The organism is Rhodococcus sp. 14C212 (assembly GCF_011058195.1).
GTDB classification, from domain to species: domain Bacteria; phylum Actinomycetota; class Actinomycetes; order Mycobacteriales; family Mycobacteriaceae; genus Rhodococcus; species Rhodococcus aetherivorans.
In genome coordinates this window covers 46,455-72,242 of sequence record NZ_JAALEH010000001.1, presented here as the reverse complement: position 1 = coordinate 72,242, position 25,788 = coordinate 46,455, and the positions used below count along the sequence as shown (strand labels likewise).

22 protein-coding genes and 2 pseudogenes are annotated in these 25,788 nt (G+C 72.2%); 17 read left to right on the top strand and 7 right to left on the bottom strand.

Annotation, left to right across the window (positions count from 1 at the left end; all coding sequences use genetic code 11):
- The first annotated feature begins 68 nt into the window (after positions 1–68).
- The 9 genes and pseudogenes from G6038_RS00350 to G6038_RS00310 all read left to right on the top strand — a co-directional run bounded on the left by G6038_RS00350 (position 69) and on the right by G6038_RS00310 (position 6,928).
- Positions 69–962, top strand: a complete 894-nt coding sequence (locus tag G6038_RS00350; protein WP_165035354.1) for a sulfurtransferase — start codon at positions 69–71, stop codon at positions 960–962.
- On the top strand, positions 959–1,372 hold the full coding sequence (locus G6038_RS00345; RefSeq protein WP_165035353.1) for a SufE family protein: 414 nt from the start codon (positions 959–961) through the stop codon (positions 1,370–1,372). Before G6038_RS00350 ends, G6038_RS00345 begins: the two co-directional genes overlap by 4 nt.
- A 6-nt stretch (positions 1,373–1,378) precedes the next feature.
- On the top strand, positions 1,379–2,821 hold the full coding sequence (locus G6038_RS00340) for a condensation domain-containing protein (RefSeq protein ID WP_165035352.1): 1,443 nt from the start codon (positions 1,379–1,381) through the stop codon (positions 2,819–2,821).
- Between the two features lie 120 nt (positions 2,822–2,941).
- Positions 2,942–4,738 carry an acetyl/propionyl/methylcrotonyl-CoA carboxylase subunit alpha gene (locus tag G6038_RS00335; protein ID WP_165035351.1) on the top strand — a complete coding sequence of 599 codons (1,797 nt, stop codon included), beginning with the start codon at positions 2,942–2,944 and terminating at the stop codon, positions 4,736–4,738.
- An 83-nt stretch (positions 4,739–4,821) separates the two neighbouring features.
- A pseudogene (locus G6038_RS31090) lies at positions 4,822–4,998 on the top strand (DUF1707 domain-containing protein); the annotation flags it as partial.
- A 440-nt stretch (positions 4,999–5,438) separates the two neighbouring features.
- On the top strand, positions 5,439–5,819 hold the full coding sequence (locus G6038_RS00325) for a DUF1707 domain-containing protein (protein WP_165035349.1): 381 nt from the start codon (positions 5,439–5,441) through the stop codon (positions 5,817–5,819).
- Positions 5,820–6,077 carry a hypothetical protein gene (locus tag G6038_RS00320; RefSeq protein WP_165035348.1) on the top strand — a complete coding sequence of 86 codons (258 nt, stop codon included), beginning with the start codon at positions 5,820–5,822 and terminating at the stop codon, positions 6,075–6,077.
- Positions 6,074–6,415 (top strand): VanZ family protein, encoded by a 342-nt coding sequence (locus G6038_RS00315; RefSeq protein ID WP_165035347.1) that lies wholly within the window; start codon positions 6,074–6,076, stop codon positions 6,413–6,415. Before G6038_RS00320 ends, G6038_RS00315 begins: the two co-directional genes overlap by 4 nt.
- A gap of 117 nt (positions 6,416–6,532) precedes the next feature.
- The gene (locus G6038_RS00310) at positions 6,533–6,928 is read left to right on the top strand and encodes an MmcQ/YjbR family DNA-binding protein (protein ID WP_165035346.1); all 396 of its coding nucleotides are present in this window, start codon (positions 6,533–6,535) and stop codon (positions 6,926–6,928) included.
- Between the two features lie 39 nt (positions 6,929–6,967).
- Here G6038_RS00310 and G6038_RS00305 read toward each other — a convergent pair whose 3' ends face one another.
- Together G6038_RS00305 and G6038_RS00300 are read right to left on the bottom strand one after the other, a co-directional pair.
- Complete coding sequence (locus tag G6038_RS00305; protein WP_165035345.1) at positions 6,968–7,792, bottom strand: tyrosine-protein phosphatase; 825 nt, start codon at positions 7,790–7,792, stop codon at positions 6,968–6,970.
- 23 nt (positions 7,793–7,815) lie between these two features.
- A pseudogene (locus G6038_RS00300) lies at positions 7,816–8,019 on the bottom strand (tail fiber domain-containing protein); the annotation flags it as partial.
- Between the two features lie 432 nt (positions 8,020–8,451).
- Between G6038_RS00300 and G6038_RS00295 the strand changes: the two are divergent.
- Positions 8,452–10,281: a histidine kinase gene (locus tag G6038_RS00295; protein ID WP_346772706.1), complete on the top strand. Its 1,830-nt coding sequence runs from the start codon at positions 8,452–8,454 to the stop codon at positions 10,279–10,281.
- A gap of 38 nt (positions 10,282–10,319) precedes the next feature.
- On the opposite strand, the gene lat is transcribed toward G6038_RS00295, so the two are convergent.
- Positions 10,320–11,663, bottom strand: coding sequence for an L-lysine 6-transaminase (gene lat, locus G6038_RS00290; RefSeq protein WP_165035344.1), 1,344 nt, complete (start codon positions 11,661–11,663; stop codon positions 10,320–10,322).
- Positions 11,664–11,729: 66 nt separating this feature from the next.
- Complete coding sequence (locus tag G6038_RS00285; RefSeq protein ID WP_165035343.1) at positions 11,730–12,179, bottom strand: Lrp/AsnC family transcriptional regulator; 450 nt, start codon at positions 12,177–12,179, stop codon at positions 11,730–11,732.
- A 36-nt stretch (positions 12,180–12,215) separates the two neighbouring features.
- On the opposite strand from G6038_RS00285, the gene G6038_RS00280 reads away from it, so the two are divergent.
- Entirely contained in the window at positions 12,216–13,721 is a 1,506-nt protein-coding gene (locus G6038_RS00280; protein ID WP_165035342.1) for an aldehyde dehydrogenase family protein, read from the top strand.
- On the top strand, positions 13,718–14,878 hold the full coding sequence (locus G6038_RS00275; RefSeq protein WP_165035341.1) for a hypothetical protein: 1,161 nt from the start codon (positions 13,718–13,720) through the stop codon (positions 14,876–14,878). The genes G6038_RS00280 and G6038_RS00275 overlap by 4 nt, the downstream gene beginning before the upstream one ends.
- Positions 14,879–14,888: 10 nt before the next feature.
- Here G6038_RS00275 and G6038_RS00270 read toward each other — a convergent pair whose 3' ends face one another.
- The 3 genes from G6038_RS00270 to G6038_RS00260 are packed head-to-tail and all read right to left on the bottom strand — an operon-like array spanning position 14,889 to position 16,688.
- On the bottom strand, positions 14,889–15,323 hold the full coding sequence (locus G6038_RS00270) for a pyridoxamine 5'-phosphate oxidase family protein (protein ID WP_165035340.1): 435 nt from the start codon (positions 15,321–15,323) through the stop codon (positions 14,889–14,891).
- Positions 15,320–15,697 (bottom strand): hypothetical protein, encoded by a 378-nt coding sequence (locus G6038_RS00265; protein WP_165035339.1) that lies wholly within the window; start codon positions 15,695–15,697, stop codon positions 15,320–15,322. Before G6038_RS00265 ends, G6038_RS00270 begins: the two co-directional genes overlap by 4 nt.
- A gap of 22 nt (positions 15,698–15,719) precedes the next feature.
- On the bottom strand, positions 15,720–16,688 hold the full coding sequence (locus G6038_RS00260) for a hypothetical protein (protein ID WP_165035338.1): 969 nt from the start codon (positions 16,686–16,688) through the stop codon (positions 15,720–15,722).
- 139 nt (positions 16,689–16,827) lie between these two features.
- On the opposite strand from G6038_RS00260, the gene G6038_RS00255 reads away from it, so the two are divergent.
- The 5 genes from G6038_RS00255 to G6038_RS00235 all read left to right on the top strand — a co-directional run bounded on the left by G6038_RS00255 (position 16,828) and on the right by G6038_RS00235 (position 25,759).
- Positions 16,828–18,372: an AMP-binding protein gene (locus tag G6038_RS00255; RefSeq protein ID WP_165035337.1), complete on the top strand. Its 1,545-nt coding sequence runs from the start codon at positions 16,828–16,830 to the stop codon at positions 18,370–18,372.
- Positions 18,369–19,739, top strand: a complete 1,371-nt coding sequence (locus tag G6038_RS00250) for an FAD-linked oxidase C-terminal domain-containing protein (RefSeq protein ID WP_206024068.1) — start codon at positions 18,369–18,371, stop codon at positions 19,737–19,739. Before G6038_RS00255 ends, G6038_RS00250 begins: the two co-directional genes overlap by 4 nt.
- Positions 19,740–19,783: 44 nt before the next feature.
- Positions 19,784–20,350: a hypothetical protein gene (locus tag G6038_RS00245; RefSeq protein ID WP_165035335.1), complete on the top strand. Its 567-nt coding sequence runs from the start codon at positions 19,784–19,786 to the stop codon at positions 20,348–20,350.
- 97 nt (positions 20,351–20,447) lie between these two features.
- On the top strand, positions 20,448–24,965 hold the full coding sequence (locus tag G6038_RS00240; protein WP_165035334.1) for an ATP-dependent helicase: 4,518 nt from the start codon (positions 20,448–20,450) through the stop codon (positions 24,963–24,965).
- Positions 24,965–25,759, top strand: coding sequence for an Fpg/Nei family DNA glycosylase (locus G6038_RS00235; protein WP_165035333.1), 795 nt, complete (start codon positions 24,965–24,967; stop codon positions 25,757–25,759). The genes G6038_RS00240 and G6038_RS00235 overlap by 1 nt, the downstream gene beginning before the upstream one ends.
- Positions 25,760–25,788 lie beyond the last annotated feature (29 nt).

The following is a 25,788-nucleotide window of genomic DNA, read 5'->3' as shown; positions in this document are numbered from 1 at the left end:
CGACGGCGCACCTCGTCGTCACCGGATTGTCGATCACCGAACTGTCACCACTGCCTCAGGAGCCACCTGTGCCCGTCGCGCCCGACGCCAACCCGTCCTTCGCCGCCTACGCCGATCCGACCCGTCTGGTGTCGACGGAGTGGCTGTCCGCCCATCTGGGTGCGCCCGAGGTGAAGGTCGTCGAATCGGACGAGGACGTGTTGCTCTACGACGTCGGCCACATCCCCGGCGCCGTGAAGATCGACTGGCATCTCGACCTCAACGACCCGGTCACCCGCGACTACATCGACGGCACGCGGTTCGCCGCCCTCATGGACCGCAAGGGTATCCGCCGCACCGACACGGTCGTCATCTACGGCGACAAGTCCAACTGGTGGGCCGCGTATGCACTGTGGGTGTTCACGCTGTTCGGGCACGAGGACGTGCGCCTGCTCGACGGCGGCCGCGACGCCTGGATCGCCGAGAACCGCGACACCACCCTCGACATCCCGGTGAGCACCACCAGCGGCTACCCGGTGATCGAGCGGAACGACGCCCCGATCCGGGCGTTCAAGGACGACGTGCTGGACCATCTCGGCGCGGGCCCCCTCGTGGACGTGCGCTCCCCCCAGGAGTACACCGGCGAGCGCACCCACATGCCGGACTACCCCGAGGAGGGTGCCCTGCGCGGCGGCCACATCCCCACGGCCGTGTCCATCCCGTGGGCCCGCGCGGCGGCGCCGGACGGCCGGTTCCGGTCGCGGACCGAGCTCGAGGAGATCTACGCCGACATCGCGCCGGACTCCGACGTCATCGCCTACTGCCGCATCGGGGAACGGTCCAGCCACACCTGGTTCGTGCTGACCCACCTGCTCGGCTACGAGCACGTGCGCAACTACGACGGGTCGTGGACCGAGTGGGGCAACGCGGTGCGGGTGCCGATCGCCAAGGGCGAGGAGCCCGGAGAGGTGCCGGCCCGGTGACCCTGCCCGCTCCACTCTCCGAGATCGTCGACGATTTCGCCGCCGTCGAGGGCCAGGACAAGCTGCAGCTGCTGCTCGAGTTCAGCCGGGAACTCCCGCCGATCCCGGCCGAGCTCGAGGAAGCGGCGATGGAGCCGGTCCCCGAATGTCAGTCGCCACTGTTCCTGTCGGTCGATACGGCCGACCGGGAGCACGTGCGGCTGCACTTCAGCGCGCCCCCCGAGGCCCCGACCACCCGCGGATTCGCCTCGATCCTGCATCAGGGGCTCGACGGTCTCAGCGCCGAGCAGATCCTCGAGGTGCCCGACGACTTCTATGCGGCCCTCGGGCTGGCCGAGGCGGTCAGCCCCCTGCGCCTGCGGGGGATGAGCGCGATGCTGGCGCGCATCAAGCGGCATCTGCGTTCCTGAGATGCCATGGAGTTCACCGAACTCGAGGACTACCCCATCCCGGCGGGTGTGCTGACCGAATGGCTGCCGTGCGTCGCGGAGGAGTCCTGGAGCGCCGATCCGCGACCGGTGTCGTACGTGCACGAGGCACATCTGCGGCGCACCGCGGGCAGCCGGTACGGCGACGTCCCGGACGCGTGGCTCGGCACGGCCTTCGAGGTCGCGGGACGCCTCGGGGCGGAGCCGTTCCGGCGCGCCCTCGAGCGGTGGATCGACCGGCACGAACCGTTGCGCAGCCAGGTCGTCCTGACCGGTGACGGCGCCGTCGGCTCCGGCGGTGTGACCCGGCGGACCGCACCCCCGGGCGCGGTGTCGGTCCGGTTCGTCCGGCACCTGCCGTCCTCCCCGGACGACATCCGCGAGCACCTCGAGCAACTGCTGGCCGACTACACCGAGCCGCACACGTGGCCGGCGTACGTCTTCGCCACTCTCGAGCCCGAGGACGGGGACGCGTCCGCGGCGTCGTTCACCGTGTTCTTCGCCGCCGACCACGCCGTCGCCGACGCCTACTCGGTCGTGCTGGTCGCCCACGAGATCACGGCCCTGTACGAGCAGGAGCGGTCCGGCCGGCCGGCCGGACTGTTCCCCGTGGGCAGCTACATCGACTTCGGTGCCGCGGAGCGGGCGGACGCCACCGATCTGGCCGGCGAGCACGAGGCCGTGCGGATCTGGCGGGAGGCCCTGGCCGCCGGCGGCGGCGCGATGCCCGAGTTCCCGCTGCCCCTCGGCCCCCGGCCGACCGGTGCGGTGCCGCAGCGCCGCCTGTCGACGCGGATGCTCGACGACGACCGGGCCAACCGCTTCGCCGCCCGCTGCCGGGAAGCCGGGTACGGATTCTTCGCCGGCACGCTCGCGTGCCTCGCCCGCGCCACGGTCGAACTCGCCGGAGTCGACCGGTTCCGGACGCTCGCGCCGACCCATACCCGCAGCGGTCCGATGTGGGCCGGGGCCCTCGGCTGGTTCGTGGGCCTGCGCCCGGTCGAGATCGATGCGGCCGGGGGCACGGACTTCGCGACGCTCACGGCGTGCGCCGGCGCCGAGCTGCGCCGCACGCGGGCGAGCGCCCGGGTGCCGTTCGACCTGGTCGGCGAACTGCTCGGGATTCCCATGCGACCGCGATTCCTGGTGTCGTACATGGACGTTCGCTTCGTCCCCATGGCCGCGCAGTGGCCGCAGTGGAACGCCCGGACACTGCGCAGCCGCAGCTACACGCACGACGTGTTCCTGTGGTTCAACCGCAGCCCGAAGGGCGTGAACCTGGCCGGCCGGTTTCCCGACACGCCGACCGCCGCGGCCAACGTGCCGCCGTTCGTCGAGCGGGTCCGGGAATTGATGCACGAGGTGAGCGAGGGTCGCGAGTGGGACACGCCGGAACCCGGGAACGAGGGCGATTCGACTACCGGCCGGTAATGTTGCCGGGTTCCGGGCGACCCGTAGGGTGTAGGGGCTATCCGGTTACATCGTCTATCGGATTGACGCCTACACTCCCAGAGACGGCAATAACCTAACGATCGATCAACAGGAGGCTCCGTGCCCAGTCATGCCAGCGCGCACATCACGAAGGTGCTCGTCGCCAACCGCGGCGAGATCGCTGTGCGGGTCATCCGAGCCGCCAAGGACGCCGGTTACGGGAGCGTGGCCGTCTACGCAGAGCCCGACGCCGACGCCCAGTTCGTGAAGCTCGCCGACGAGGCATTCGCGCTCGGTGGCCAGACCTCCGCCGAGTCCTACCTGGTGTTCGACAAGATCCTCGACGCCGCCCGCAAGTCCGGTGCCGACGCGATCCACCCCGGCTACGGCTTCCTGTCCGAGAACGCCGACTTCGCGCAGGCCGTGATCGACGCCGGCCTGATCTGGATCGGCCCCTCCCCGCAGGCCATCCGCGACCTCGGCGACAAGGTCACCGCGCGGCACATCGCCGAGCGCGCCAAGGCGCCCATGGCCGCCGGCACCAAGGATCCCGTCAAGAACGCAGACGAAGTCGTCGAGTTCGCGAAGCAGTACGGCGTGCCGGTCGCGATCAAGGCGGCCTTCGGTGGTGGCGGCCGCGGCATGAAGGTCGCGCACTCCATCGAGGAGATCCCCGAGCTGTTCGACTCCGCGACCCGCGAGGCCGTTGCCGCCTTCGGCCGCGGCGAGTGCTTCGTCGAGCAGTACCTCGACAAGGCCCGCCACGTGGAGGCGCAGGTCATCGCCGACCAGCACGGCAACGTCATCGTCGCCGGTACCCGCGACTGCTCGCTGCAGCGCCGCTTCCAGAAGCTCGTCGAGGAGGCCCCCGCGCCCTTCCTGACCGACGAGCAGCGCCGCCGCATCCACGAGTCCGCCAAGGCCATCTGCCGCGAGGCCGGCTACTACGGCGCCGGCACGGTCGAGTACCTGGTCCAGGGCGACACCGTCTCCTTCCTCGAGGTCAACACCCGCCTGCAGGTCGAGCACCCGGTCACCGAGGAGACCGCCGGCATCGACCTGGTCCGCCAGCAGTTCCGCATCGCCAACGGCGAGAAGCTCGAGCTCACCGAGGACCCGGCCCCGCGCGGGCACTCGTTCGAGTTCCGCATCAACGGTGAGGACGCCGGCCGCGGCTTCCTGCCGGCCCCCGGTCCGATCAGCGTGTACCGCGAGCCCTCGGGCCCGGGCGTGCGCGTCGACTCCGGCGTGGTGCAGGGCGACGTCATCGGCGGCCAGTTCGACTCGATGCTCGCCAAGCTGATCGTCACAGGCGAGACCCGCACCCAGGCCCTTGAGCGCGCTCGCCGCGCCCTGGCCGAGTTCGAGGTCGACGGCCTGGCCACCGTGATCCCGTTCCACCGGCACATCGTCTCGCACCCCGCCTTCGTCGGGGACGGCGAGAAGTTCGACGTCTACACCAAGTGGATCGAGACCGAGTGGGAGAACACCGTCGAGCCGTACACCGGCGGTGGGGTCGCCCCCGAGGACGAGGACGAGGCGCTGCCGCGGCAGAACGTCGTGGTCGAGGTCGGCGGCCGCCGCGTCGAGGTGTCGCTGCCCGGCCAGTTCACCCTCGGCGCCGGCGGCGGTGCCGCCGGTGGGGCGCTCCGCAAGAAGCCGAAGCCGCGTCAGCGGGGCGGCGCCCACGGCGGCAAGGCCTCCGGTGACGCGGTGACCGCGCCGATGCAGGGCACCGTCGTCAAGGTCGCGGTCTCCGAGGGTCAGGAGGTCGCCGAGGGTGACCTGATCGTGGTGCTCGAGGCCATGAAGATGGAGAACCCGGTCAACGCGCACAAGGCCGGCGTCGTCACCGGCCTGTCGGTCGAGCCCGGCGCCGCCATCACCCAGGGCACGGTGCTCGCCGAGCTCAAGTAGCAGTTCTGCCTGCAACGGCGCGCCCCGTGAATCCGAGGATTCACGGGGCGCGCCGTCGTTCGTTCCGGGACTAGGGTGGTGACATGGCCGATTCACCGGAGGTCCGTATCGGCACGGCCGAGCGCGAACAGGCCCAGCGCCTGCTCGGCGAGCACTTCGGTGCCGGTCGCCTCACCCTCACCGAGTTCGAGGACCGCAGCGGCCGCATCGCCGCCGCCGTCACCCGCCGCGATCTCGCGCTCCTGTTCACCGATCTGCCCCCCGTGACCGGCCGGACCGACGGGCACCGGCACGGGTGGTGGCTTCTGGTCCCGGTCGTGGTCCTCGGACTGTTCGCGTTCTACGAACTCCTGGAACCGAACGTGTGGGTCATGACGGGTGCGACCGCCGTCGCCACCGTCGCCGTCCTCGCCGTCCGCGCCCGCGGCGGGCGACCGCGCACGGCCGAGCCGGCCTTTCTCCGCGACGTCCCGCCGCTGCCCGCCCCCGTCTCCCGGGACCCGCAGCCGCCCGCGACGCGCGATGTCCCGGACGTGGTGTGGCTGCTGACGATGAGTATGTTCGCCGTCGCGCCGGCGCTGGTGCTGCGGCACCCCATCGCGCTGCTGATCTCCGCCGTCGCGCTGATCCTGATCATCTCCCGGGCGTTCCGGACCGGCACCGGCGGGACCGGTCGCTGACGACACATTAGTGTGGACCCATGGCCGACTCCCCCGAGGTCCGTATCGGCACCGTCGAACGCGAACAGGCGCTGAACCTGCTCGGTGAGCACTTCGGCGCGGGCCGGCTCACCCTCGTCGAGTTCGACGAGCGCAGCGCGAAGGCGGCCGCCGCCACCACCCGCGCCGAACTCGACGCCCTGTTCACCGACCTTCCCCCCACGACCCCGAATACACCTGCGGCGGTGGACGACACCGCGAAGGCCGAGCAGCGGGAGAAGTGGCGCACCGCCGCCATGGGGCTGATCCCGCTCATCGCGCTCGTGCTGTTCTTCGTCTTCGACAACTGGATGTGGTTCCTGTTGATCCCGGCCGCGGGCATCCTGTACTCCGCGACCAAGGGCACGAAGGGCGGCTGCTGAGTGGAGCCCGTCGAGATCAACGCCGGCAACTGGTACCTGCTCGCCGAACGCCCCGACGACTGGGCCGCCGACACGGGCTACCACTGGTCGGTGCGGGAGGCGACGACCGCCGATGTCGAAGCCACTGTCGAACTCCGGCCCGACGGGACGCTGACCGGGACGGCCGAACCCGGTTGCGAGGACGCGCTGGCCGCGGGGTCGGCCGCCGTGCGACGGTTCGCCGAGGGCGCTTGGAACATGACGGTCATCCCTGAATGACCGCCCGGTTCGCGCCGGTGGCGCTCACGCTCGTGGTCGTCACCGTGCTGCTCATGCTGCCGGGCGATACGACCCCGTCGGGGTTCCCGCACGCCGACAAGATCACGCACGCACTGATGTTCGCGGTGCTCGCGTACGCGTCCCGCTTCGCCCGGATCCCGCCCGCCGCGACCGTCGCCTGGCTCGCGGTGTACGGGGTGCTCACCGAGGTCCTGCAGGCGACCGTCGCGGTGCGCCGGTCGGGATCGGTGTGGGACTGGTGCGCGGACCTGGTCGGGGTGCTGCTCGGCAGTGCGCTGTACGCCGCGGTGCGTCGTCGTTCCCGAGCACGGGCGTAGGTGCCCGCGTCCGCCGGTACGACTTCCCCGGCGCCGCGGGGACATCGCCCCTGCGCATTGCGAGCAGCGAGAACGGACGCAGGTCGTGGTGTCGCCGGCGGACGGTACGCTGCGCGCATGCCGCATCCCGTCATGTTCGACGAGGCCGATCCGCTGCTGACACGGGTACGTGGGCTGGCGCTGACCTTCCCGGGTGCCGCCGAGAAGATCTCGCACGGAAGGCCGTTCTTCTACACGAGGACTGCGTTCGCCGTGTACGGCGGATTCGTCAAGGCTACGGGCGCGCAGTTCCCGCGGTCCCTGATCCTCAAACCGGACGCCGCCGAGCGCGAGGCCCTGCTCGGACAGCCACACACCTACGACCCGGCGTACCTGGGTCCGTCGGGATGGATCGGGTTCGACCTGGATCGGGCCGACACCGACTGGGACGAGGTCGCCGAGTTGCTCGACATGTCGTTCCGGGTCACGGCGCCGGCGAAACTGGTGCGCGAGTGGGACGGCCGCGTCGGATGATCCGGGCGCGGCGGGGGCTCCGCACCCCCGTGCCCGACCTCACCCCAGCAGAGCCTGCCCGAGCCGGTCCCGATCGGCGTTCGTGAGCCCCAGTCCGTCGTCGAGGTACCGGTCGAACGACCCGAACGCGTCCTCCGCCGTCGCGAACGCCACCTCGAGGTACTCGGCGCGGACGCCGAGAACGGATTCGAGGTCCGCACGCTCGACCCCCTTCGCGGTGAGCGCGGCGAGAATCGGTTCGAACGCCGGCAGCAGCATCTCGTTGGTCCGCAGGTAGTCCTCGAACACAGAGTCACGATCCACACCGAGCGCCAGCAGCAGCACGGCTGCGGCCCAGCCGGTGCGGTCCTTGCCGGTGGTGCAGTGCACGAGAACCGGGGTGCCGTCCTCGACGAGCAGCGAGCGCAGCAGCGTCCGATACGCCGCCCGGGCGCTCGGCAGCAGCACGAAGTCGCGGTAACTGCCCCGCAGGTACTCGGCGCCGCGGCCGTCCCCGAGAACCTCCCGGGCGAACGCGGCGTCGGTCAGCAACTCCTTCATGTGCGCGGCGATCGAACCGTGCTCACGATCGGCGAGCACGTCGAGCGGCAGATGCCGGACGCCGGCCGGCACCCGGTCGGGCGCCGCCTCCCGTTCCGCGGCCGTTCGCAGATCCACGACCGTCGTCAGCCCCAGTCCGTCGAGGACACGCGCATCCGCGTCGGTGACCCGGCTCAAGTCGGTCGAGCGGTACACCACGCCCCGTCGCACCGACGCGCCGGCCCGGGTCGTCCACCCGCCGAGGTCGCGCAGGTTCGGGATCGACTTCGGTTCGAGCCCGGGCCCCGGCGTTCGGGCAGGGCTACCGGCGGCGGAGTCCGACATGGGCCCACCCTAACGGGGTGGGTTCACGCTGTCGTGACCGTGCCACCGGCATCGCGCGACCAGTCACCCCGTCGAGCCTCCACCAGTTCCTCGTGGAGGGCGATCACCCGGCGATGGAGGGCCTGGATCGCGGCCATGCACACGCCGTTGGCGTCGACGACCGAGATCGAGCGCTCCGAGTACCCGAGTCCGAACGCGGACGCGAAGTCCAGGGCCATCGGGTGCCGGGCAGGCGCGGACAGCCGGGCATCCGTGCCGGCTTTGCCGGCAGCCGCACTCATGCCGGCTTCGCCGGCAGTCGAGACTGTCACAGGACTCACCCACTACCGCGCGAGGGCGCGGATGACGCCCTTGATGCTCGCGTCGTCGCGAAATACGAGCGGCAGCAGGTTCGTGAGGGCATTCACGATGAGGGTGAACCGCATTACCTTCTCCTTCGGTTCTTGCGGCCGGTTCTTGCGGCGCTCTCGCTGCCGCTTCCGTGCGGCCCGGGGGGTTCCGGACACACCACCACAACTGTGAGGTCCGGCCCCCGTCGCCTCATACGTGGTGACACCGGAATGCGGGACCGTGGTGACACCCGCACGCGTTCCGTGCCAGCACGGTGGTGCCGGCGACGGCGCGGGGGGAGACTGAGACGGTCCGGGAGGAGGCCGGCCGTGCGGCATCGAGTAATCCAGCTGCTCGTCGTGGTCACGGCAGTGCTGGTCGCAGCGATCGCCGCGGCGGTGGACTGGTCGCCGACGGCGCTGCGGGATCCGGCCCGCACGCTGCTCCTCGGGCCGCGGGAATCCTTCGCCGCCGCCGAGGGGCCGTTCCTGCCGGTGTTCGGGCCCACCGAACTCGCGCTGTTCCTCGGCACCGGAGTCGCGTTCGTCGTGTCCGGAGCGATCGCCTGGAACACTCGCCCGCAGGACCTGACCGGGCCCCTCATCCTCATGGCCGGTCTGTTGTGGTTCCTCGGCGGCCTGCGACGTTCCGGCGAGGCCGTGGCCTTCACCGTCGGCGTGACCGCGACGAACCTGTACCTGCCCGTCCTGCTGCAGGCCCTGATCGGGTTCCCGACCGGCCGGCTGCACCGACGGTGGCAGCGCCTGTTCGTGGGCGCCGCGTGGATCCTCGCCACGATCGGCATCGTGGCCGAGTGGTTGTTCTTCGATCCGCGGACCGCACCCGCGGCATCACCGTCGACATCGACGAATCTTCTTCTGCTCCGGGATGATCCGTCGCTGGCACACGCGGTGCAGCTCGTCGTCGGGTTCTGCGCGTTCCTGATCGTGGGGACGCTCGTGCTGGTGGTGGTCGCTCGCTGGCGTTCGGGATCGCCGGCGTACCGGGCCGGTTTCGCGCCGCTCGGTGTCGCGTACGGCCTCTCCGCGGTGATCACGATCGTGGTGCTGTCGAGCGCGGTGAGCCTTCCCTGGTCGCCCCCGTCGTGGGTGCTCAACCTGCGCTATCCGACCACGGCGCTGTTTCCTCTGGCGGTGGCGGTCGGTCTCGTCCGGTACCGGCTGGCGCGTGCTGCGGTCAGCGACGCGATGGTGGAGATCGGTTCCGCGCCCATCGATGTCGGATTCGTCGACGCGCTCCGGCGGGCCGTGCACGACCCGAGCCTGGTGCTGTGGACCTATGCGCCCGAGCGCGCGGCATACGTCGATCCGGACGGGGCGGTCCACTCCCTTCCCCGCCGCTCCGATTCGCGCGCGGCGACCATCCTCGAACGCGCCGGCGACCCCGTGGGCGCCCTGGTGTACGACCCGTCCCTCGAGACGCAACCCGAGCTGCTCGCCGCGGTCCGCAGCGCGACGGCGCTCGCCCTCGAGCACGAGCGGTTGCAGGCGGACCTGCAGCTCCGGCTCGACGAGGTGCGCCGATCCCGCGAACGGATCGTCGCGGCCGGCGACATCGAGCGGCGACGCCTCGAGCGCGACCTGCACGACGGTGCCCAGCAGCGTCTCGTCGCCGCGTCGCTGTTGTTGCGCCGTGCCCAGCGCGCCGGGGACGGGGCCGATCTGCGCCGGCTGCTCGCGGACGGTGCCACCGAACTCGACACCGCCCTGACCGAACTGCGGGAGCTCGCCAGGGGGGTGTACCCGGCGGTGCTCACCGAGCGCGGCCTCGCGGCCGCGCTGCGCTCGCTGGCCGAGCGGGCACCCGTGCCCGTCGGCATCGACGACGGCCTCCCCGGCCGGCCCTCGCCTCCCGTCGAACTCGCCGCGTACCTCATCGGGGCGGAGGCCGTCACCAATGCCGGAAAGCACTCCGGGGCCACCGTCGTCCGCATCTGCCTGCACCGGGCGGGTGACGCGCTGCGCATGACGATCCGCGACGACGGATGCGGTGGCGCGCGGCCGTCGCCCGGCGGGGGGCTGGACGGGCTACGGGATCGGACCGCGGCTCTCGGCGGCGACCTCGTGCTCGACAGCCCCGAGGGCCGCGGCACGACCGTCGACGTCACGCTCCCCTTCCACCTCGACGTCGAGTCCTGACCGGATCCGACCGCCGGAACGGTTCCCGGGCCGGCGGATCAGTGCCGTGCCACCTCCCCCAGCACGCGGTCCAGCGCGTCGAGCGCCTCGTCCAGCTCGGCGGTGGTGACCGTCAGCGGCGGCCGGAACCGGATGCCGCGCTGCCCGGTGCCGATCATCAGCACGTGCTCGTCGACCCGCAGGCGGGTGAGCACGGCGTCGCGGACGTCGGGCGTGGGCAGGGTGAACGCGCACATCAGCCCGCGTCCGCGCGGCTCGCCGACCAGCCGGTGGCGGACGGCGAGCTGGTTCAGCCCGGACAGCAGATGCGCCCCGGTCATGCGTGCGCGGTCGACGAGCCGGTCCCGCTCGATCACCTCGAGAATCCGCCGGGCGCGGACCATGTCGGTCAGGTTGCCGCCCCAGGTGGAGTTGAGCCGCGACGAGACCGTGAAGACGTTGTCGGGAATCTCGTCGATCCGGCCGCCGGCCATGATGCCGCAGACCTGGGTCTTCTTGCCGAAGGCGACGATGTCGGGGGCGACGCCGAACTGCTGGTACGCCCAGGTGGTTCCCGTCATCCCGACGCCGGTCTGCACCTCGTCGAAGATCAGCAGCGCATCGTGACGGCGGCACAGTTCCGCCATGGCCTGGAAGAACTGCGGCCGGAAGTGATGGTCGCCGCCCTCGCCCTGGATGGGCTCGGCGATGAAACACGCGATGTCGTGCGGATTCTCGGCGAACGCCCGGCGCGCCTGCTGCAGCGCATGCGCCTCCGCGGCCTCGACGTCGCGGTCGCCGGCGAGGTAGGGCGCGTCGATGCGCGGCCAGCGAAACTTGGGGAACCGGGCCGTCTTGACCGGGTCCGTGTTGGTGAGGGACATCGTGTAGCCGGTGCGTCCGTGGAACGCCTCGGTCAGGTGGAGAACGCTGCCCCCCAGGTCGGAGCCGAGTCCGCGGGCCTCGTTGAGCCGGCTCTTCCAGTCGAAGGCCGCCTTGAGGGCGTTCTCCACCGCGAGCCCGCCGCCGTCGACGAAGAACAGGTGCGGCAGGGCCGGGTCGCCGAGCACCCGCGCGAAGGTGTCGACGAACCGGGCCATCGCCACCGTGTAGATGTCGGAGTTGCTGGGCTTGTTCGCGGCGGCCGCGGCGAGTTCGGCGGTGAACGCCGGGTCGTCGACGATGTCGGGAGGGTTCATCCCGAGCGCGGAGGACGCGAAGAACCCGAACATGTCGAGATAGGTCGTGCCGTCCCGTTGGTCGACGAGCCGCACGCCCCGCGATCGGTCGAGGTCGAGGACGAGGTCGAACCCGTCCACCAGCAGATGTTCGCGCAGAACGGCGTGTACCCGGCTCGGGGGCAGCTCGCGGGCACCGTCCGGGTGTCGGAATGCAGTGCTCATGCCCAGAGGGTACGTCAATGTTCCACCAAACCCGGCGGGATAAAGGAAGATCACCCCTTCTGACGACTATCGTTCGTAAAATGTTTGGAGGATGACGGTGCTGCGGGTGGCCACATTCGCCGTCGCGCGGATCTCCTGCAGGAGTTGTTCGAGCGCCCGCGGCGAGGCGACGCGCACGAGCAGGATGTAGCTCTCGTCCCCCGCCACGGAGTGGCAGGATTCGATGGCGTCGATGTGCCGCAGCCGCGCCGGCGCGTCGTCGGGCTGGGACGGATCGAGAGGGGTGATCGCGACGAACGCCGACAGCATCAACCCGAGCGCTTCGGGATCGACCTTCGCCGCGTATCCGCGGATCACCTGCCGGGCTTCGAGGCGGCGGACCCGGGACTGCACCGCGGAGATCGACAATCCGGCCTTCTCGGCGAGGGTGGCCAGCGTCGCCCGGCCGTCCGCCACCAGTTCGCGCATGAGCAGCCGGTCGATCTCGTCCAGGGACTCCTTCGAGTTTTCCGCCATCAGCGCAGGCTAACCGAACCGGAAAGGACATCGACGATGAATCCGACTGGCAATCTGCATGATCGCGCCGCGGCCGCGCTGCGCCGCTGCGGGGCGAGCGCCCCCGCCCTCGACGGCCCCCACACGGTCACCAGTCCGATCGACGGCTCGGAGCTCGCGCGGCTGCACCCGGCCCGCGCCGCGGACGTCGACGCCACGGTCGCCGTGGCGAGCGTGGCCTTCGAGCACTGGCGGCAGGTCCCGGCGCCGGTGCGGGGCCGGCTGGTCCGCAGGCTCGGGGACCTGCTCGGCGAGCACAAGTCCGATCTCGCCGAGCTCGTCACGCTCGAGGCCGGGAAGATCCCCTCCGAGGCGCTCGGCGAGGTGCAGGAGATGATCGACATCTGCGAGTTCGCGGTCGGCCTCTCGCGCCAGCTCTACGGCCGCACGATGCCCTCCGAGCGACCCGGCCACCGGCTGATGGAGACGTGGCACCCCCTGGGGGTGGTCGCCGTGATCTCTGCGTTCAACTTCCCCGTCGCCGTGTGGTCCTGGAACGCCGCGATCGCGCTCGTGTGCGGCGATCCGGTGGTGTGGAAGCCCTCCGAGAAGACCCCGCTCACGGCGCTGGCCTGCCACGCGTTGCTCGAGCGGGCCGCGGGCGACGTGGGTGCCCCCGGCGGCCTGCACCACGTCCTGGTCGGCGACGCCGCCGTCGGCGAGGCGCTGGTCGACGATCCGCGTGTCGCTCTGGTGAGCGCGACGGGCTCGATCCGGATGGGCCGCATCGTCGCGCCCCGGGTGGCGGCACGGTTCGGGCGCTGCCTGCTCGAACTCGGCGGCAACAACGGCGCGGTCGTCGGACCCTCCGCCGACCTCGACCTCGCCGTGCGGGCCGTGGTGTTCGCCGCGGCCGGCACCGCCGGGCAGCGCTGCACCACCCTGCGACGGCTGATCGCCCATCGCTCCGTCGTCGACGAGCTGACCGAGCGGATCGCCAAGGCCTACTCGGGGCTGCGGGTGGGCGATCCGTTCGACGACGGGGTGCTCGTCGGACCGCTGATCGACAGCGGTGCCCACGCCGCGATGCGGACCGCGCTCGAGCGCGCCGAACTCGACGGCGGCATTCTCGTCACGGGTGGCGACCCTGTCGAGGTCCCCGGCGACGGGGTGTACGTCCGGCCCGCGGTCGTGCGGATGCCGGCGCAGACGGACGTGGTGCGCGAGGAGACGTTCGCCCCGATCCTCTACGTGCTGGCCTACGACGACTTCGACGAGGCGATCGCCCTGCACAACGGGGTACCCCAAGGACTTTCGTCGTCGATCTTCACCACCGACCAACGCGAGGCCGAGCGCTTCCTCGCCGCCTCGGACTGCGGCATCGCCAATGTCAACATCGGCACCTCCGGCGCGGAGATCGGGGGCGCGTTCGGCGGCGAGAAGGAGACCGGCGGCGGCCGCGAGTCGGGTTCGGACTCGTGGAAGGCGTACATGCGCCGCGCCACCAACACGATCAACTTCTCCGACGACCTCCCGCTGGCCCAGGGTGTGGAGTTCGGTTGAGCGACAAGCTGGTTCCGTACCGACTGTGGGGGTGCCGGCCGGACCGGTTCGACACCGAGATCGAGGGCGAGTTCGCGTGGACCGACCACATCGTGCGGACCCTCGGCGCAGCGTTCGAGGCGGCCGGCGCCGAGATCCGGAGGGACGTGTCCCTGCTGCCGGAGACACACGGCGTCAGCGTGCGCGCGGACGGGCTGACGCTGGGCATCCTCGGCGACGGCGACGCGCTGCGCTACGGGCCGGTGCTCCGCCGCGTCGTCGCAGGCGGGTACCTGCCGACCGTGCCGGGCCGCATCTGGGCCGCCGATGCGGGTGCCTACAACGACGACCCGGCCCGCAGCGGCCGCATCATCGCCCGCGTCTCGGTCAGCCTCGGCGCCCCGGCCCGGCTGGTGCCCCGCAACGATCCTCCGGACGTGCCCTACACGCTGCTGCCCCCGGGCCGGACCCTCCAGGTCACCGGCGAGGAACGGCACTTCGACCTGCTGCACCCCTACGCCGACCCGCCCGGCAAGTACGCCCTGCTCGTCACCCTCCACGAGGCGGACGGCGCGCTGGTGGAGGTGCGGGTGGACGACCGGGCGTGCGGATACCTCGGCCGGCGGTCCAGTGCGCGTCTGCTGCCGATCGTGACCCACCTGTCCGCGCGCGGACTCCGTACCGCTGCACGCGCGGCGGTGAGCGGATCCCGGCTGGCGGCCGAGGTGACGGTGTCGGTGACGCCGGCCGACGAGATCGACGAGCGCGTCCTGGACGGACCGCCGGTGATCGTGCCGCGGTTGGCGCCCGGCCCGGTCGCCGACCCGCCCGACCCGGTGCTGCCGATGCACCGGTACCACGGGTGGGGCGGGCAGATCGTCGTGCAGGGCGACCGGCTGTGGATCCTGCGGGAGGGTCCCGTGGCGCGGGCGTTGGGTCCGGTTCCGTTGACGCCCAGGCGGATCCGTCTGCGGGACGTGGTGGACGTGCAGTTCCGCCCGGCGCTGCCGCAGACCGACGGCATGCTCCGGATCGTGACGGGCGGCGGCCGGGACGGCGCGCCGTCCTCGGCGGATCCCGACACGGTGGTGTTCCACCATCCCGACCGGCAGCGATTCCAGGCGCTCACCGAGTGGCTGCGGCACGTCGCGGCCGTGAACGCCGGACCGCCGTCGTGAGAGACACCCCTCAAGGCCGCCGCAGCAGCTCTGCCTCTCCCGGTTCGACGACGATCGTGGCCGGCGCGCTCTGCCCGTAGTACCGGGTACGCAGGAGCCAGCTCCGCGCGTGCGACAGCTCCGAGCGCCATCCGCCGAGGTAGTACTTCCGGCCGAAGCGGACCATGACGGCCGCGGGCGGCGCGCCCGGCCGCACGGTGGCCCGCCCGCGCAGCCGCAGGACGGGGCCCCGCTCGCCGTCGTCGAGCAGCACGACGACATCGGGATTCGCGGCGGCGTTACGCGCCGCCACGGTGTCGCGCCCGGTGCCGAAGTACAGCCGGCCGTCGACCTGCACGAACCACAGCGGGGCCAGGGCCGCCGCGCCCTTCGGCGAGCGGGTTGCCAGGCGCGCGACCAGGGCACGGTCGAGGAAGTCGCGCACGACGGCGTCGTCGGCCTTCACGCGTCCCGCTCCTCGTGCAGGGTCGCGTAGTCCCACGCGGTGGCGCGTCGCGGAGTGAACACGAACCAGGCGAGATCCTCGCGACCGTCGGGGGCGGGGGCGTCCGCCGCGGCGAGGCGTCCGCGCCAGTTCACCGCCCGCAGCTCGAACCAGAACTCGCCGTCGTCGAGCAGGACGGTGACCCGGTCGAGCCCGGCCGACGGTGGCATCGACTCCCGCGGCACACCGACCCACAACGCGCCGTCGCGTCGCCGGACCCGCGCGGGCAGCGCGGCGACCGCACCGGCGTCGTCGAATGCGACCGCCGCGCGACCGTGCTCGATCAGCCTTCCGGCCAGCGGTTCCGGTTCGACGCGCTGGGTGACCTTCCCCATGCCGACAGACGATACCGCCGGATCATCCGCGGCGGCCGGGATCGCGCGGGGCCGGCCGGATCCGGATCGGTTCGGGCACCGTGACGGTCTCGTTGCCGGGCAACGGCTCCCCGCGGCGCCGCCCGACGTCGGCGACCGTGTCGACGTCCGCGAGCGGTTGCGCCCCCTGACGCGCGACGGTCTCGTCGTAGAGCTCGAACCACGGGAATCCGCGGCCGGTGTAGTCGGCGGCGGCCAGGGGCCGGGTCGGAGGGTCCTCGCCGGTGACCGCGCGCCACTGCTCGCTGTTCACCAGGTGCACGTCGACGACCGAGCGGTGCTCGAGGTCCCACGCATCGTGCGGTTCGACCGGGGTGGCGACGCCCTGCTCGACGGACCCGCCGGCACCGAGCCCCATCGCCGGGGCCGGCGCGAAGGAGTGCATCGGACGCCGGGCGTCGAACTCGGCACGTTCCGCCCATCGTCGCGCCCGCATGGGGTAGGCCGCGACGCGGATTCCGCCCCGCGCCGGCCCGGACCGCAGCTGCTCCTCGGCGCTGTAGCCGGAACCGAGCGGCATCGCGACGAACTGGCGCACCCGCCCCTGCGCCACGACGAAGCCGTCGAGCCACGGTTGCGTCGGCACCTCGAGGTAGTCCTCGCGCCCGAAGTCCGGCCCCGGCGACCAGGGTTCGCCGGTGAGCGCGTCGACGTCCCCGGCGGCGACCTTCACCAGGAACGGATACCGCGACTCGAACCCGAGCCAGCACGCCTCCGACTGCCACATCGGCATCACCAGTCCGCCGCGGGACCGCCACGAGTCCGGGATCCGGGCGTCGTCGAGTCCGGCGACGGTCCGCAGCGGGAACCGTCCGAGGCCGGGCGGCAACGGGTAGGTGTTGCCGTCGTCCGGCACCCGCAGGGTGCGGTGGAAGGAGACGGCCATGCGGGCGGCGGCGTGCACCTCCGGGAACTCGAACACCAGGCGGTCCTTCTCCAGGGCGAGCGCCACGTCGTCCCTCCCGTCCGCCTGCTCCGGTGCCGTTCACGTGCGGGTGAGGGTACGCCGACCGGGCAGGCCGGTCGAGCAGTTGCGCCGAGCGCCTCTCGGCTCACGTGACCCGGGCCACAGCTGTGGTAGACCAAGGGGCATGTTTCCTGGGAACTTCGTCGCCACAACCCCCGACAAGCCCGCCATCGTGCGGCCCGCCACCGGGGAGTCGCTCACCTACCGGCAGCTCGACGAGAACTCCGTCCGCCTCGCGAAATACCTGCGCGCCACCGGACTCGAGCCGGGCGACCACATCGCGCTGATCTCGGACAACGACCTGCGGGTGATGGAGGTCTACTGGGCGGCGCTGCGTTCCGGCCTGTACGTCACGGTGGTCAACTGGCACCTCACCCCCGCCGAGGCCGCATACGTGGTGAACGACTGCGGCGCGAAGGTGCTGCTCGCCTCGGCGGGCGCGGCGACCGCGATCGACACCCGTTCCGGGGCCTACCCGAACGTGATCCGCCGGCTCGCGTACGGCGGTGCGTTGCCCGGCTTCGACGACTATGCCGACGCGCTCGCGGCGTTCGACCCCTCGCCGCTCGAGTCGCAGCCGCGTGGTCAGGACATGCTCTACTCCTCGGGCACCACCGGCCGGCCCAAGGGCATCAAGCCGAAGCTGCCCGAGGGACAGGTCCAGGACGTCCCGGATCCCTACACGGCGGTGTTCGCCCCGATGTACGGCTTCGACGCCGAGTCGGTGTACCTGTGCCCGGCCCCGCTGTATCACGCTGCGCCGCTTCGCTTCTGCGGAGTCGTGCAGTCCGTCGGGGGCACGGTGGTCCTCATGGACCGGTTCGAGCCGGAGGAGGCGCTCGCGCTGATCGAGCGTTACCGCGTCACCCACAGCCAGTGGGTGCCGACGATGTTCGTGCGGATGCTCAAGCTCCCCGAGGAGGTGCGCGGCAGGTACGACATGTCGAGCCTGAAGGTTGCCATCCACGCGGCGGCGCCGTGCCCGCCGGAGATCAAGCGCGCCATGATCGAGTGGTGGGGCCCGATCGTGTACGAGTACTACGCCTCCACCGAGGGCGCGGGCGCCACGTTCATCGACTCGGAGCAGGCGCTCGAGCACCCGGGATCCGTGGGTCGTGACGGCGTGATGGGAATCGTCCACATCTGCGACGACAGCGGCGCCGAGCTGCCGGTCGGTGCCACGGGCACGGTGTGGTGGGAGCGCGACGAGCGGCCCTTCGAATACCACAACGACCCGGAGAAGACCGAGGAGGCGACGCACCCCGATCATCCGACGTGGACCACCAGCGGCGACATCGGATACCTCGACGAGGAGCGCTATCTGTACCTCACCGACCGGGCCGCGTTCACGATCATCTCCGGTGGCGTGAACATCTACCCGCAGGAATCGGAGAACATCCTCACCCTGCACCCCAAGGTGTACGACGTCGCGGTGATCGGGGTCCCCAACGAGGAGATGGGCGAGGAGGTCAAGGCCGTCGTCCAGCTCGCCGACGGCGTGGAGCCCGGACCCGAGGTCGAGCGCGAGCTCCTCGACTTCGTCCGCGAGCGCGTCTCCCACTTCAAGGCGCCGCGCAGCATCGACTTCTCCGACGACCTGCCGCGCACGCCCACCGGCAAGCTCGTCAAGCACAAGCTGCGCGCCCGCTACCTCACCCCGGCAGGCTGACCGTGCCCGCCGATCTCGCCGAGCTCGCCGACCAGCTCCCGGACGGCGCGCTGATCACCGATCCGGACCTGCTCGCCGGGTACCGGCAGGACTGGGCCCGCGATCCGGACGCGGCGGTGCCGCGCGCGGTCGTGCGGGCCACGCGCACGGCGGACGTGCAAGCCACACTGCGGTGGGCGAGCGCGCACCGGGTGCCCGTGGTGCCGCGCGGCGCGGGCACCAGCCTGTCCGGCGGCGCGGGCGGGGTGCCGGGCGGGATCGTGCTGAGCACCGAGCGGATGCGGGCGATCACCGTGGACCCGGTCACCCGCACGGCGGTCGCTCAGCCGGGACTGCTCAACGCCGAGGTCAAGCGGGCCGCGGCCGAGCACGGGCTGTGGTATCCGCCCGACCCGTCGTCGTTCGAGATGTGCACGATCGGTGGCAACGCGGCGACCAACGCCGGTGGGCTGTGCTGCGTGAAGTACGGCGTCACCACGGACTACGTCCTCGGCCTCGAGGTGGTGCTCGCCGACGGCACCGCGGTGCGGCTCGGCGGACCCCGTCTCAAGGACGTGGCGGGCCTGTCGCTGACCAAGCTGTTCGTCGGCAGCGAGGGCACCCTCGGCATCATCACCGAGGTGACGCTGCGGCTTCTCCCGCCGCAACCGCCGGCATCGACGATGGTCGCCACGTTCGGCTCGGTCCAGGCCGCGGCCGACGCGGTGCTGGCCGTGACGGCGACGATGCGCCCGGCGATGCTCGAGTTCATGGACCGCGCCTCGATCAATGCGGTCGAGGACGCGCTGCACATGGGGCTGGACCGCGACACCGAGGCGATGCTCATCGCCCGGTCCGACGCGCCGGGCACGGCCTCGGCGCAGGAGATCGCGACGATGGTGCGGGCGTGCGAGGACGCCGGTGCCGAGGAGGTGTTCTCGACCGACGACCCCGAGGAGGGCGAGGCGTTCGCGGCGGCGCGGCGGATGGCCATCCCGGCGGTCGAACGGACCGGCAGCCTGCTGCTCGAGGATGTCGGCGTGCCCCTGCCGGCGCTGCCGGCCCTGGTCGGGGGTGTCGCCGAGATCGCCGAGCGCAATGCGGTGACGGTGGCGGTGATCGCACACGCCGGCGACGGCAACACCCATCCGCTGATCGTGTACGACCCCGCCGACGCCGACCAGACGGCCCGCGCGCACGTGGCCTTCGGGCAGATCATGGACCTGGCGATCGCGCTGGGCGGCACCATCACCGGGGAGCACGGGGTGGGCCGGCTGAAGAAGGCGTGGCTGCCGGATCAGGTGGGTCCCGACGTGATGGACCTGACCCGGCGGATCAAGGCGGCGCTCGACCCGGAATCCATCCTCAATCCGGGCGTCATCCTCTGAAACAAGATCGAGTACGGTGGCCGCGTGCGTGAGGAACAAATCCAGTGAACGCCCGTACGCCCTTGTCGCCGGCGGGCCTGCCACTGCGCGACACCCGCTACCGGACGTTCGAGCAGTACCCGGAGTTCGCCACGGCGACAGCATGGCTGCGCGACTACGTGCGCGCCGCGGTACCCAATCCGAGGATGAGTGAACGCGAGTACTGGTCGGTGGTGTGCCTGCCGCCGCACGACGGCTCCACCGAGGCGGAACCGCTGGTGCGCGTGCACGTCGGCGCGATCGAGGCCGCGGGGCTGTACGTGGAGGCCCTGCAGGTGGAGCAGCCACGCCGGATCGGCGGCCGGGTCACCGTGGCCGTCGACGACCTCGAGGCGGCCGCCGGAACGAGCGTGGAGGTGCTCGCGGCGGCCCACTCCGGCCTGCAGTTCCGCCCCGACGGCCCGGTCGTGTCGATCGGCTGGTCCGACGGACCCGCCGGCCGGGCGCAGCTCGCCGCCGTACCGTGGGAGCCGGCTGCCGCCGCACTCGTCGAACGGGTGATGCGGACCGGCCGGTGCCTGTGGGCGTCGGACCACTGCGCGCAACTCGCGCGGTTCGCGCTGGCCGACTGACGCCCGGCCCGGCCCGCCGCCGGCCGGGGGCCGACCGGCACGAGCACGACATCCGGGAAACCGCCGACGTGTCGTACCGGCGGTGCACCATGGAACGGTGACCGACGTCCTGACCCGTTTCTCCGAGCCCACCCGGCAGTGGTTCGCGGGCGCGTTCGAGGCCCCGACCGCCGCACAGCTCGGGGCCTGGGAGTCGATCTCCTCCGGCGCGCACACCCTGGTGGTGGCTCCCACCGGGTCGGGCAAGACACTCTCGGCCTTCCTGTGGTCGCTCGACCGCCTCGCGGCCACCCCGACCGACCACCCCGGCACCCGCGTGCTCTACGTCTCCCCGCTCAAGGCCCTCGCGGTGGACGTGGAACGGAACCTGCGCTCGCCGCTGGTCGGCATCACCCAGACCGCGCGACGGCTCGGCCTCGAGCCGCCGGAGATCACCGTCGGCGTGCGCTCGGGCGACACGTCGGCGGCGGACCGGCGCGCCTTGATCCGCACCCCGCCGGACATCCTCATCACCACCCCCGAGTCGCTGTTCCTCATGCTCACCTCCGCGGCGCGCGAGACGCTCGCCGGTGTGGAGACCGTCATCGTCGACGAGGTGCACGCCGTCGCCGGAACGAAACGGGGTGCACACCTTGCGCTTTCGCTCGAACGGCTCGACCTGCTGCTCGGGCGGCCCGCGCAGCGGATCGGCCTCTCGGCGACGGTGCGCCCGCACGAGGAGGTGGGCCGGTTCCTCGCCGGGTCGGCGCCGATCCGCATCGTCGCCCCGCCGTCCGCCAAGACGTGGGATCTCACGGTGCGGGTGCCCGTCGAGGACATGACCGAACTGGGCGTACAGCCGGAACTCTCGGACGACGGGATGCCGGGGGTTCCGCAGGCCGGGTCGATCTGGCCGCACGTCGAGGAGCAGATCGTCGACCTCATCGTCGCGCACCGTTCCACCATCGTGTTCGCCAACTCCCGCCGCCTCGCCGAGCGGTTGACGGCCCGGCTCAACGAGATCCACGCCGAACGCGAGGGCGAGGCGGTGGACCACCGGCCCCGGCCCCCGGCGCAGCTCGGCGCGCCCACCGAGGTCGCTTTCGGCGCGCAGCCGCTGCTGGCGCGGGCGCACCACGGCTCGGTGAGCAAGGACCAGCGGGCGCTGATCGAGGACGACCTCAAGTCCGGGCGGCTGCGCTGCGTCGTCGCCACCTCGAGCCTCGAACTCGGCATCGACATGGGCGCGGTCGACCTGGTGATCCAGGTGTCGGCACCACCGTCGGTGGCGAGCGGACTGCAGCGCGTCGGGCGGGCGGGCCACCAGGTGGGCGAGATCTCCCGCGGGGTGCTGTTCCCCAAGCACCGCACCGACCTGGTGCACTGCGCGGTCACGGTCGAACGGATGGTGGGCGGGCACATCGAGGCCCTGCAGGTGCCGGCCAACCCGCTGGACGTGCTCGCCCAGCAGACCGTCGCCGCGGTCGCCCTCGAGCCGCTCGACGTGGACGAGTGGTTCGACACGGTGCGGCGCAGCGGCTCCTTCGCGACGCTGCCCCGCTCGGCGTACGAGTCGACGCTGGATCTGCTGGCCGGGCGGTACCCGTCGGACGAGTTCGCCGAGCTGCGGCCCCGGGTGGTGTGGGATCGCACCGCCGGCACCCTCACCGGCCGGCCGGGCGCGCAGCGGCTGGCCGTCACCTCGGGCGGCACGATCCCCGACCGCGGCCTGTTCACCGTGTACATGGTCGGCGAGAAGGCCACCCGGGTCGGAGAACTCGACGAGGAGATGGTGTACGAGTCCCGGGTGGGCGACGTGTTCGCGCTCGGCGCGACGAGCTGGCGCATCGAGGAGATCACCTTCGACCGGGTGCTGGTCTCCCCCGCCTACGGGCAGCCCGGCAGGCTGCCGTTCTGGCACGGCGACGGAGTCGGCCGCCCGGCCGAACTCGGCGCCGCCCTGGGGGCGTTCGTGCGCGAACTCGGGCACGCCGATCCGGAGGACGCCGCCGCCCGGTGCCGTCGCGGCGGCCTCGACGACAACGCGACCGCCAACCTGACACGGTTGCTCGAGGAGCAGCGCAACGCCACCGGCCACCTGCCCACCGACCGGACCCTGGTGGTCGAGCGGTTCCGCGACGAACTCGGCGACTGGCGTCTCGTGCTGCACTCCCCGTACGGGATGCGCGTGCACGCGCCGTGGGCGCTCGCCGTGGGCGCACGGCTGCTCGACCGGTACGGCGTCGAAGCCGCGCCCACGGCCTCGGACGACGGCATCATCGTCCGGCTCCCCGACACCGAGGACGCCCCGCCCGGCGCGGAGGTGTTCGCCTTCGACACCGACGAGATCGAGGACCTGGTCACCGAGCAGGTGGGCGGCTCGGCGCTGTTCGCCTCACGCTTCCGGGAATGCGCGGCGCGGGCACTGCTGCTGCCGCGCCGCACTCCCGGCAAGCGGGCGCCGCTGTGGCAGCAGCGGCAGCGCTCGGCGCAGCTGCTCGACGTGGCCCGTCGCTACCCCACCTTCCCGATCCTGCTCGAGACGGTGCGGGAATGCCTGCAGGACGTCTACGACCTGCCCGCCCTGCGGGACCTGCTCGGCCGCGTCGCCCGGCGGCAGGTCCGCATCGTGGAGGTCGAGACGGCCACCGCGTCGCCGTTCGCGACCTCACTGCTGTTCGACTACGTGGGCGCGTTCATGTACGAGGGCGACAGCCCGCTGGCCGAACGGCGCGCTGCGGCCCTGTCCCTGGACTCGACACTGCTCGCCGAACTGCTCGGGCGTGTGGAGCTGCGGGAACTGCTCGACGCCGACGTCATCGCCCGGGCCGAACTGGAGCTGCAGCACCTCGCCCCCGACCGCAAGGCCCGCGACGCCGAGGGGATCGCGGACCTGCTCCGGCTGCTCGGCCCGCTGACCGAGACCGAGATCGCCGAACGCACCACGGCCGATCCCGCCGCATGGCTCGGCGAGCTGGACGCGCAGCGACGGGTGCTGAAGGTGTCCTTCGCCGGCCACGAGCGGTGGTCGGCCGTCGAGGACGCCTCGCGGCTCCGGGACGCGCTCGGGGTGCCGTTGCCGATCGGCGTGCCGACGGCGTTCGTCGAGCCGGTGCCCGATCCGCTGGGCGACCTGATCGGCCGGTACGCCCGCACCCACGGCCCGTTCACCGCGGCGGAGGCGGCGGCCCGGTTCGGGCTCGGCACCGCCGTGGTGCAGGACGTGCTGCACCGGCTGGCCGCCGAGAAGCGAGTCAGCGCAGGTGAGTTCCGGCCCGGCACGACGGGCGCCGAGTGGTGCGACACCGAGGTGCTGCGGCGGCTGCGGCGACGGTCGCTCGCGGCGGCACGGCACGAGGTGGAGCCGGTCGGCACCGCCACCCTCGGCCGGTTCCTGCCGGCGTGGCAGCACGTGGGCGGCGGCCTGCGCGGGGTGGACGGGGTGGCCGCGGTCGTCGAGCAACTGGCCGGGGTGCCGGTGCCGGCGAGCGCTCTCGAGCCGCTGATCCTCGCGCCGCGGGTGCGGGACTACTCCCCCGCGATGCTCGACGAACTCACCACGACGGGCGAAGTGCTGTGGGCGGGGTCGGGGCAGATCTCCGGCAAGGACGGCTGGGTGTCGCTGCACCTGACCGACACCGCCCCCTTGACCCTCGCGCCGGCGGCCGAGATCGAACAGACCGACGTCCACCGCGGCATCCTGGACACGCTCGCGGGCGGCGGGGCGTTCTTCTTCCGTCAGCTCACCGAGGCCCTCGGCACCACCGACACGGAAACCGCCTCGGCGCTGTGGGATCTCGTGTGGGCCGGCCTCGTCTCGGGGGACACCCCGGCCGCGCTGCGCGCCCTCGTCGGCGACACCTCGCGCGCGACCCCCGCGCACCGCACGCCCCGCCGGGCCCCGCGCGCCCGAATGTACCGCGGACGTCCGGCGCTGCCGAACCGGACCGGGCCACCGACGGTCGGTGGGCGGTGGTCGCTGCTGCCCGACCGGGAAACCGATCCGACGGTGCGCGCCCACGCCGCCGCGGACCTGCTGCTCGAGCGCTACGGCGTGGTCACCCGCGGCGCGGTCGTCGCCGAGGGCGTGCCGGGCGGCTTCGCCCTGATGTACAAGGTGCTGAGCCGGTTCGAGGAGACGGGGCGGTGCCGCCGCGGCTACTTCGTCGACACGCTCGGCGGTGCGCAGTTCTCCCCCCCGGAGGTCGTGGACCGGTTGCGGTCCTACGGCGAGTCGCTCGAGGGTCGCCACACCGGCACACCCGCGGTGACGCTGGCCGCGTGCGACCCGGCGAACCCGTACGGCGCGGCACTGCCCTGGCCGAAGTCGGCGGCGCCCGAGGACTCGCCGCGGCACCGCCCCGGCCGCAAGGCCGGGGGGCTGGTGGTGCTCGTCGACGGCGAACTGGGTCTGTTCGTCGAACGCGGCGGCCGCACGGTGCTGACGTTCACCGAGGACCCGGGGATACTCCGCGGCGCGTGCGCGTCACTGGCCGGGTCGGTCAAGGGCGGAGGCCTCGACACGCTCGTCGTCGAGAAGGTCGACGGCAGTTCGATTCACGGTCACCTGTTCGCGGAGTTCCTCGCCGAGGCCGGCTTCTCGGCCACGCCTCGTGGTTTCCGGTTGAGGGCCTGATGCCCGAGGGCGACACCGTCTTCCAGGCGGCCACCCGGCTGCGCCGTGCTCTCGCGGGAAAGCCGTTGACGCGCTGCGACATCCGCGTGCCCCGGTACGCGACGGTCGATCTGACCGGCACCGTGGTCGACGAGGTGCTCGCCCGGGGCAAGCACCTTCTGATCCGCGTCGGTGCGCACACCGTCCACACCCACCTGAAGATGGAGGGGGTGTGGGACGTCCACACGCCCGGGACACGCTGGCGCCGCCAGGGATACCACGCCAGGATCGTGCTCGCGGTCGCGGACGCGGAGGCCGTGGGCTTCGACCTGGGGATCGTCGAGGTGCTGGACCGCGACCGCGAGGAGGAGGCCGTGGGACATCTGGGACCCGATCTGCTCGGGCCGGACTGGGACCCGGCGGCCGCCGCCGCGAACCTGATTCGCGATCCGGGCCGGCCCGTCGGTCTGGCGCTGCTCGATCAACGGGTGATGGCCGGGGTGGGCAACGTGTACCGGTGCGAGCTGTGCTTCCTGCGGGGCGTGCACCCGTCGACGCCGGTCGCGGACGCGGGAGATGCGACCGCCTGGGTCGATCTGGCGCACCGGCTGCTGATGTTCAACCGGGACCGCGTCAGCCGGATCACCACCGGCGACCGCCGGCCCGGCCGGGGCACGTGGGTGTACGGACGCGCGGGCAAGCCGTGCCGTCGGTGCGGAACCACGATCCGGACCGGCACGCTGGGGTCGGCGGCCGACCCGGACCGCAAGATCGACTGGTGCCCGCACTGTCAGCCGCGCGACGGGAGCGGTTGAGCCCGGCCCGCCCCGCCGGCTCGGTGGGT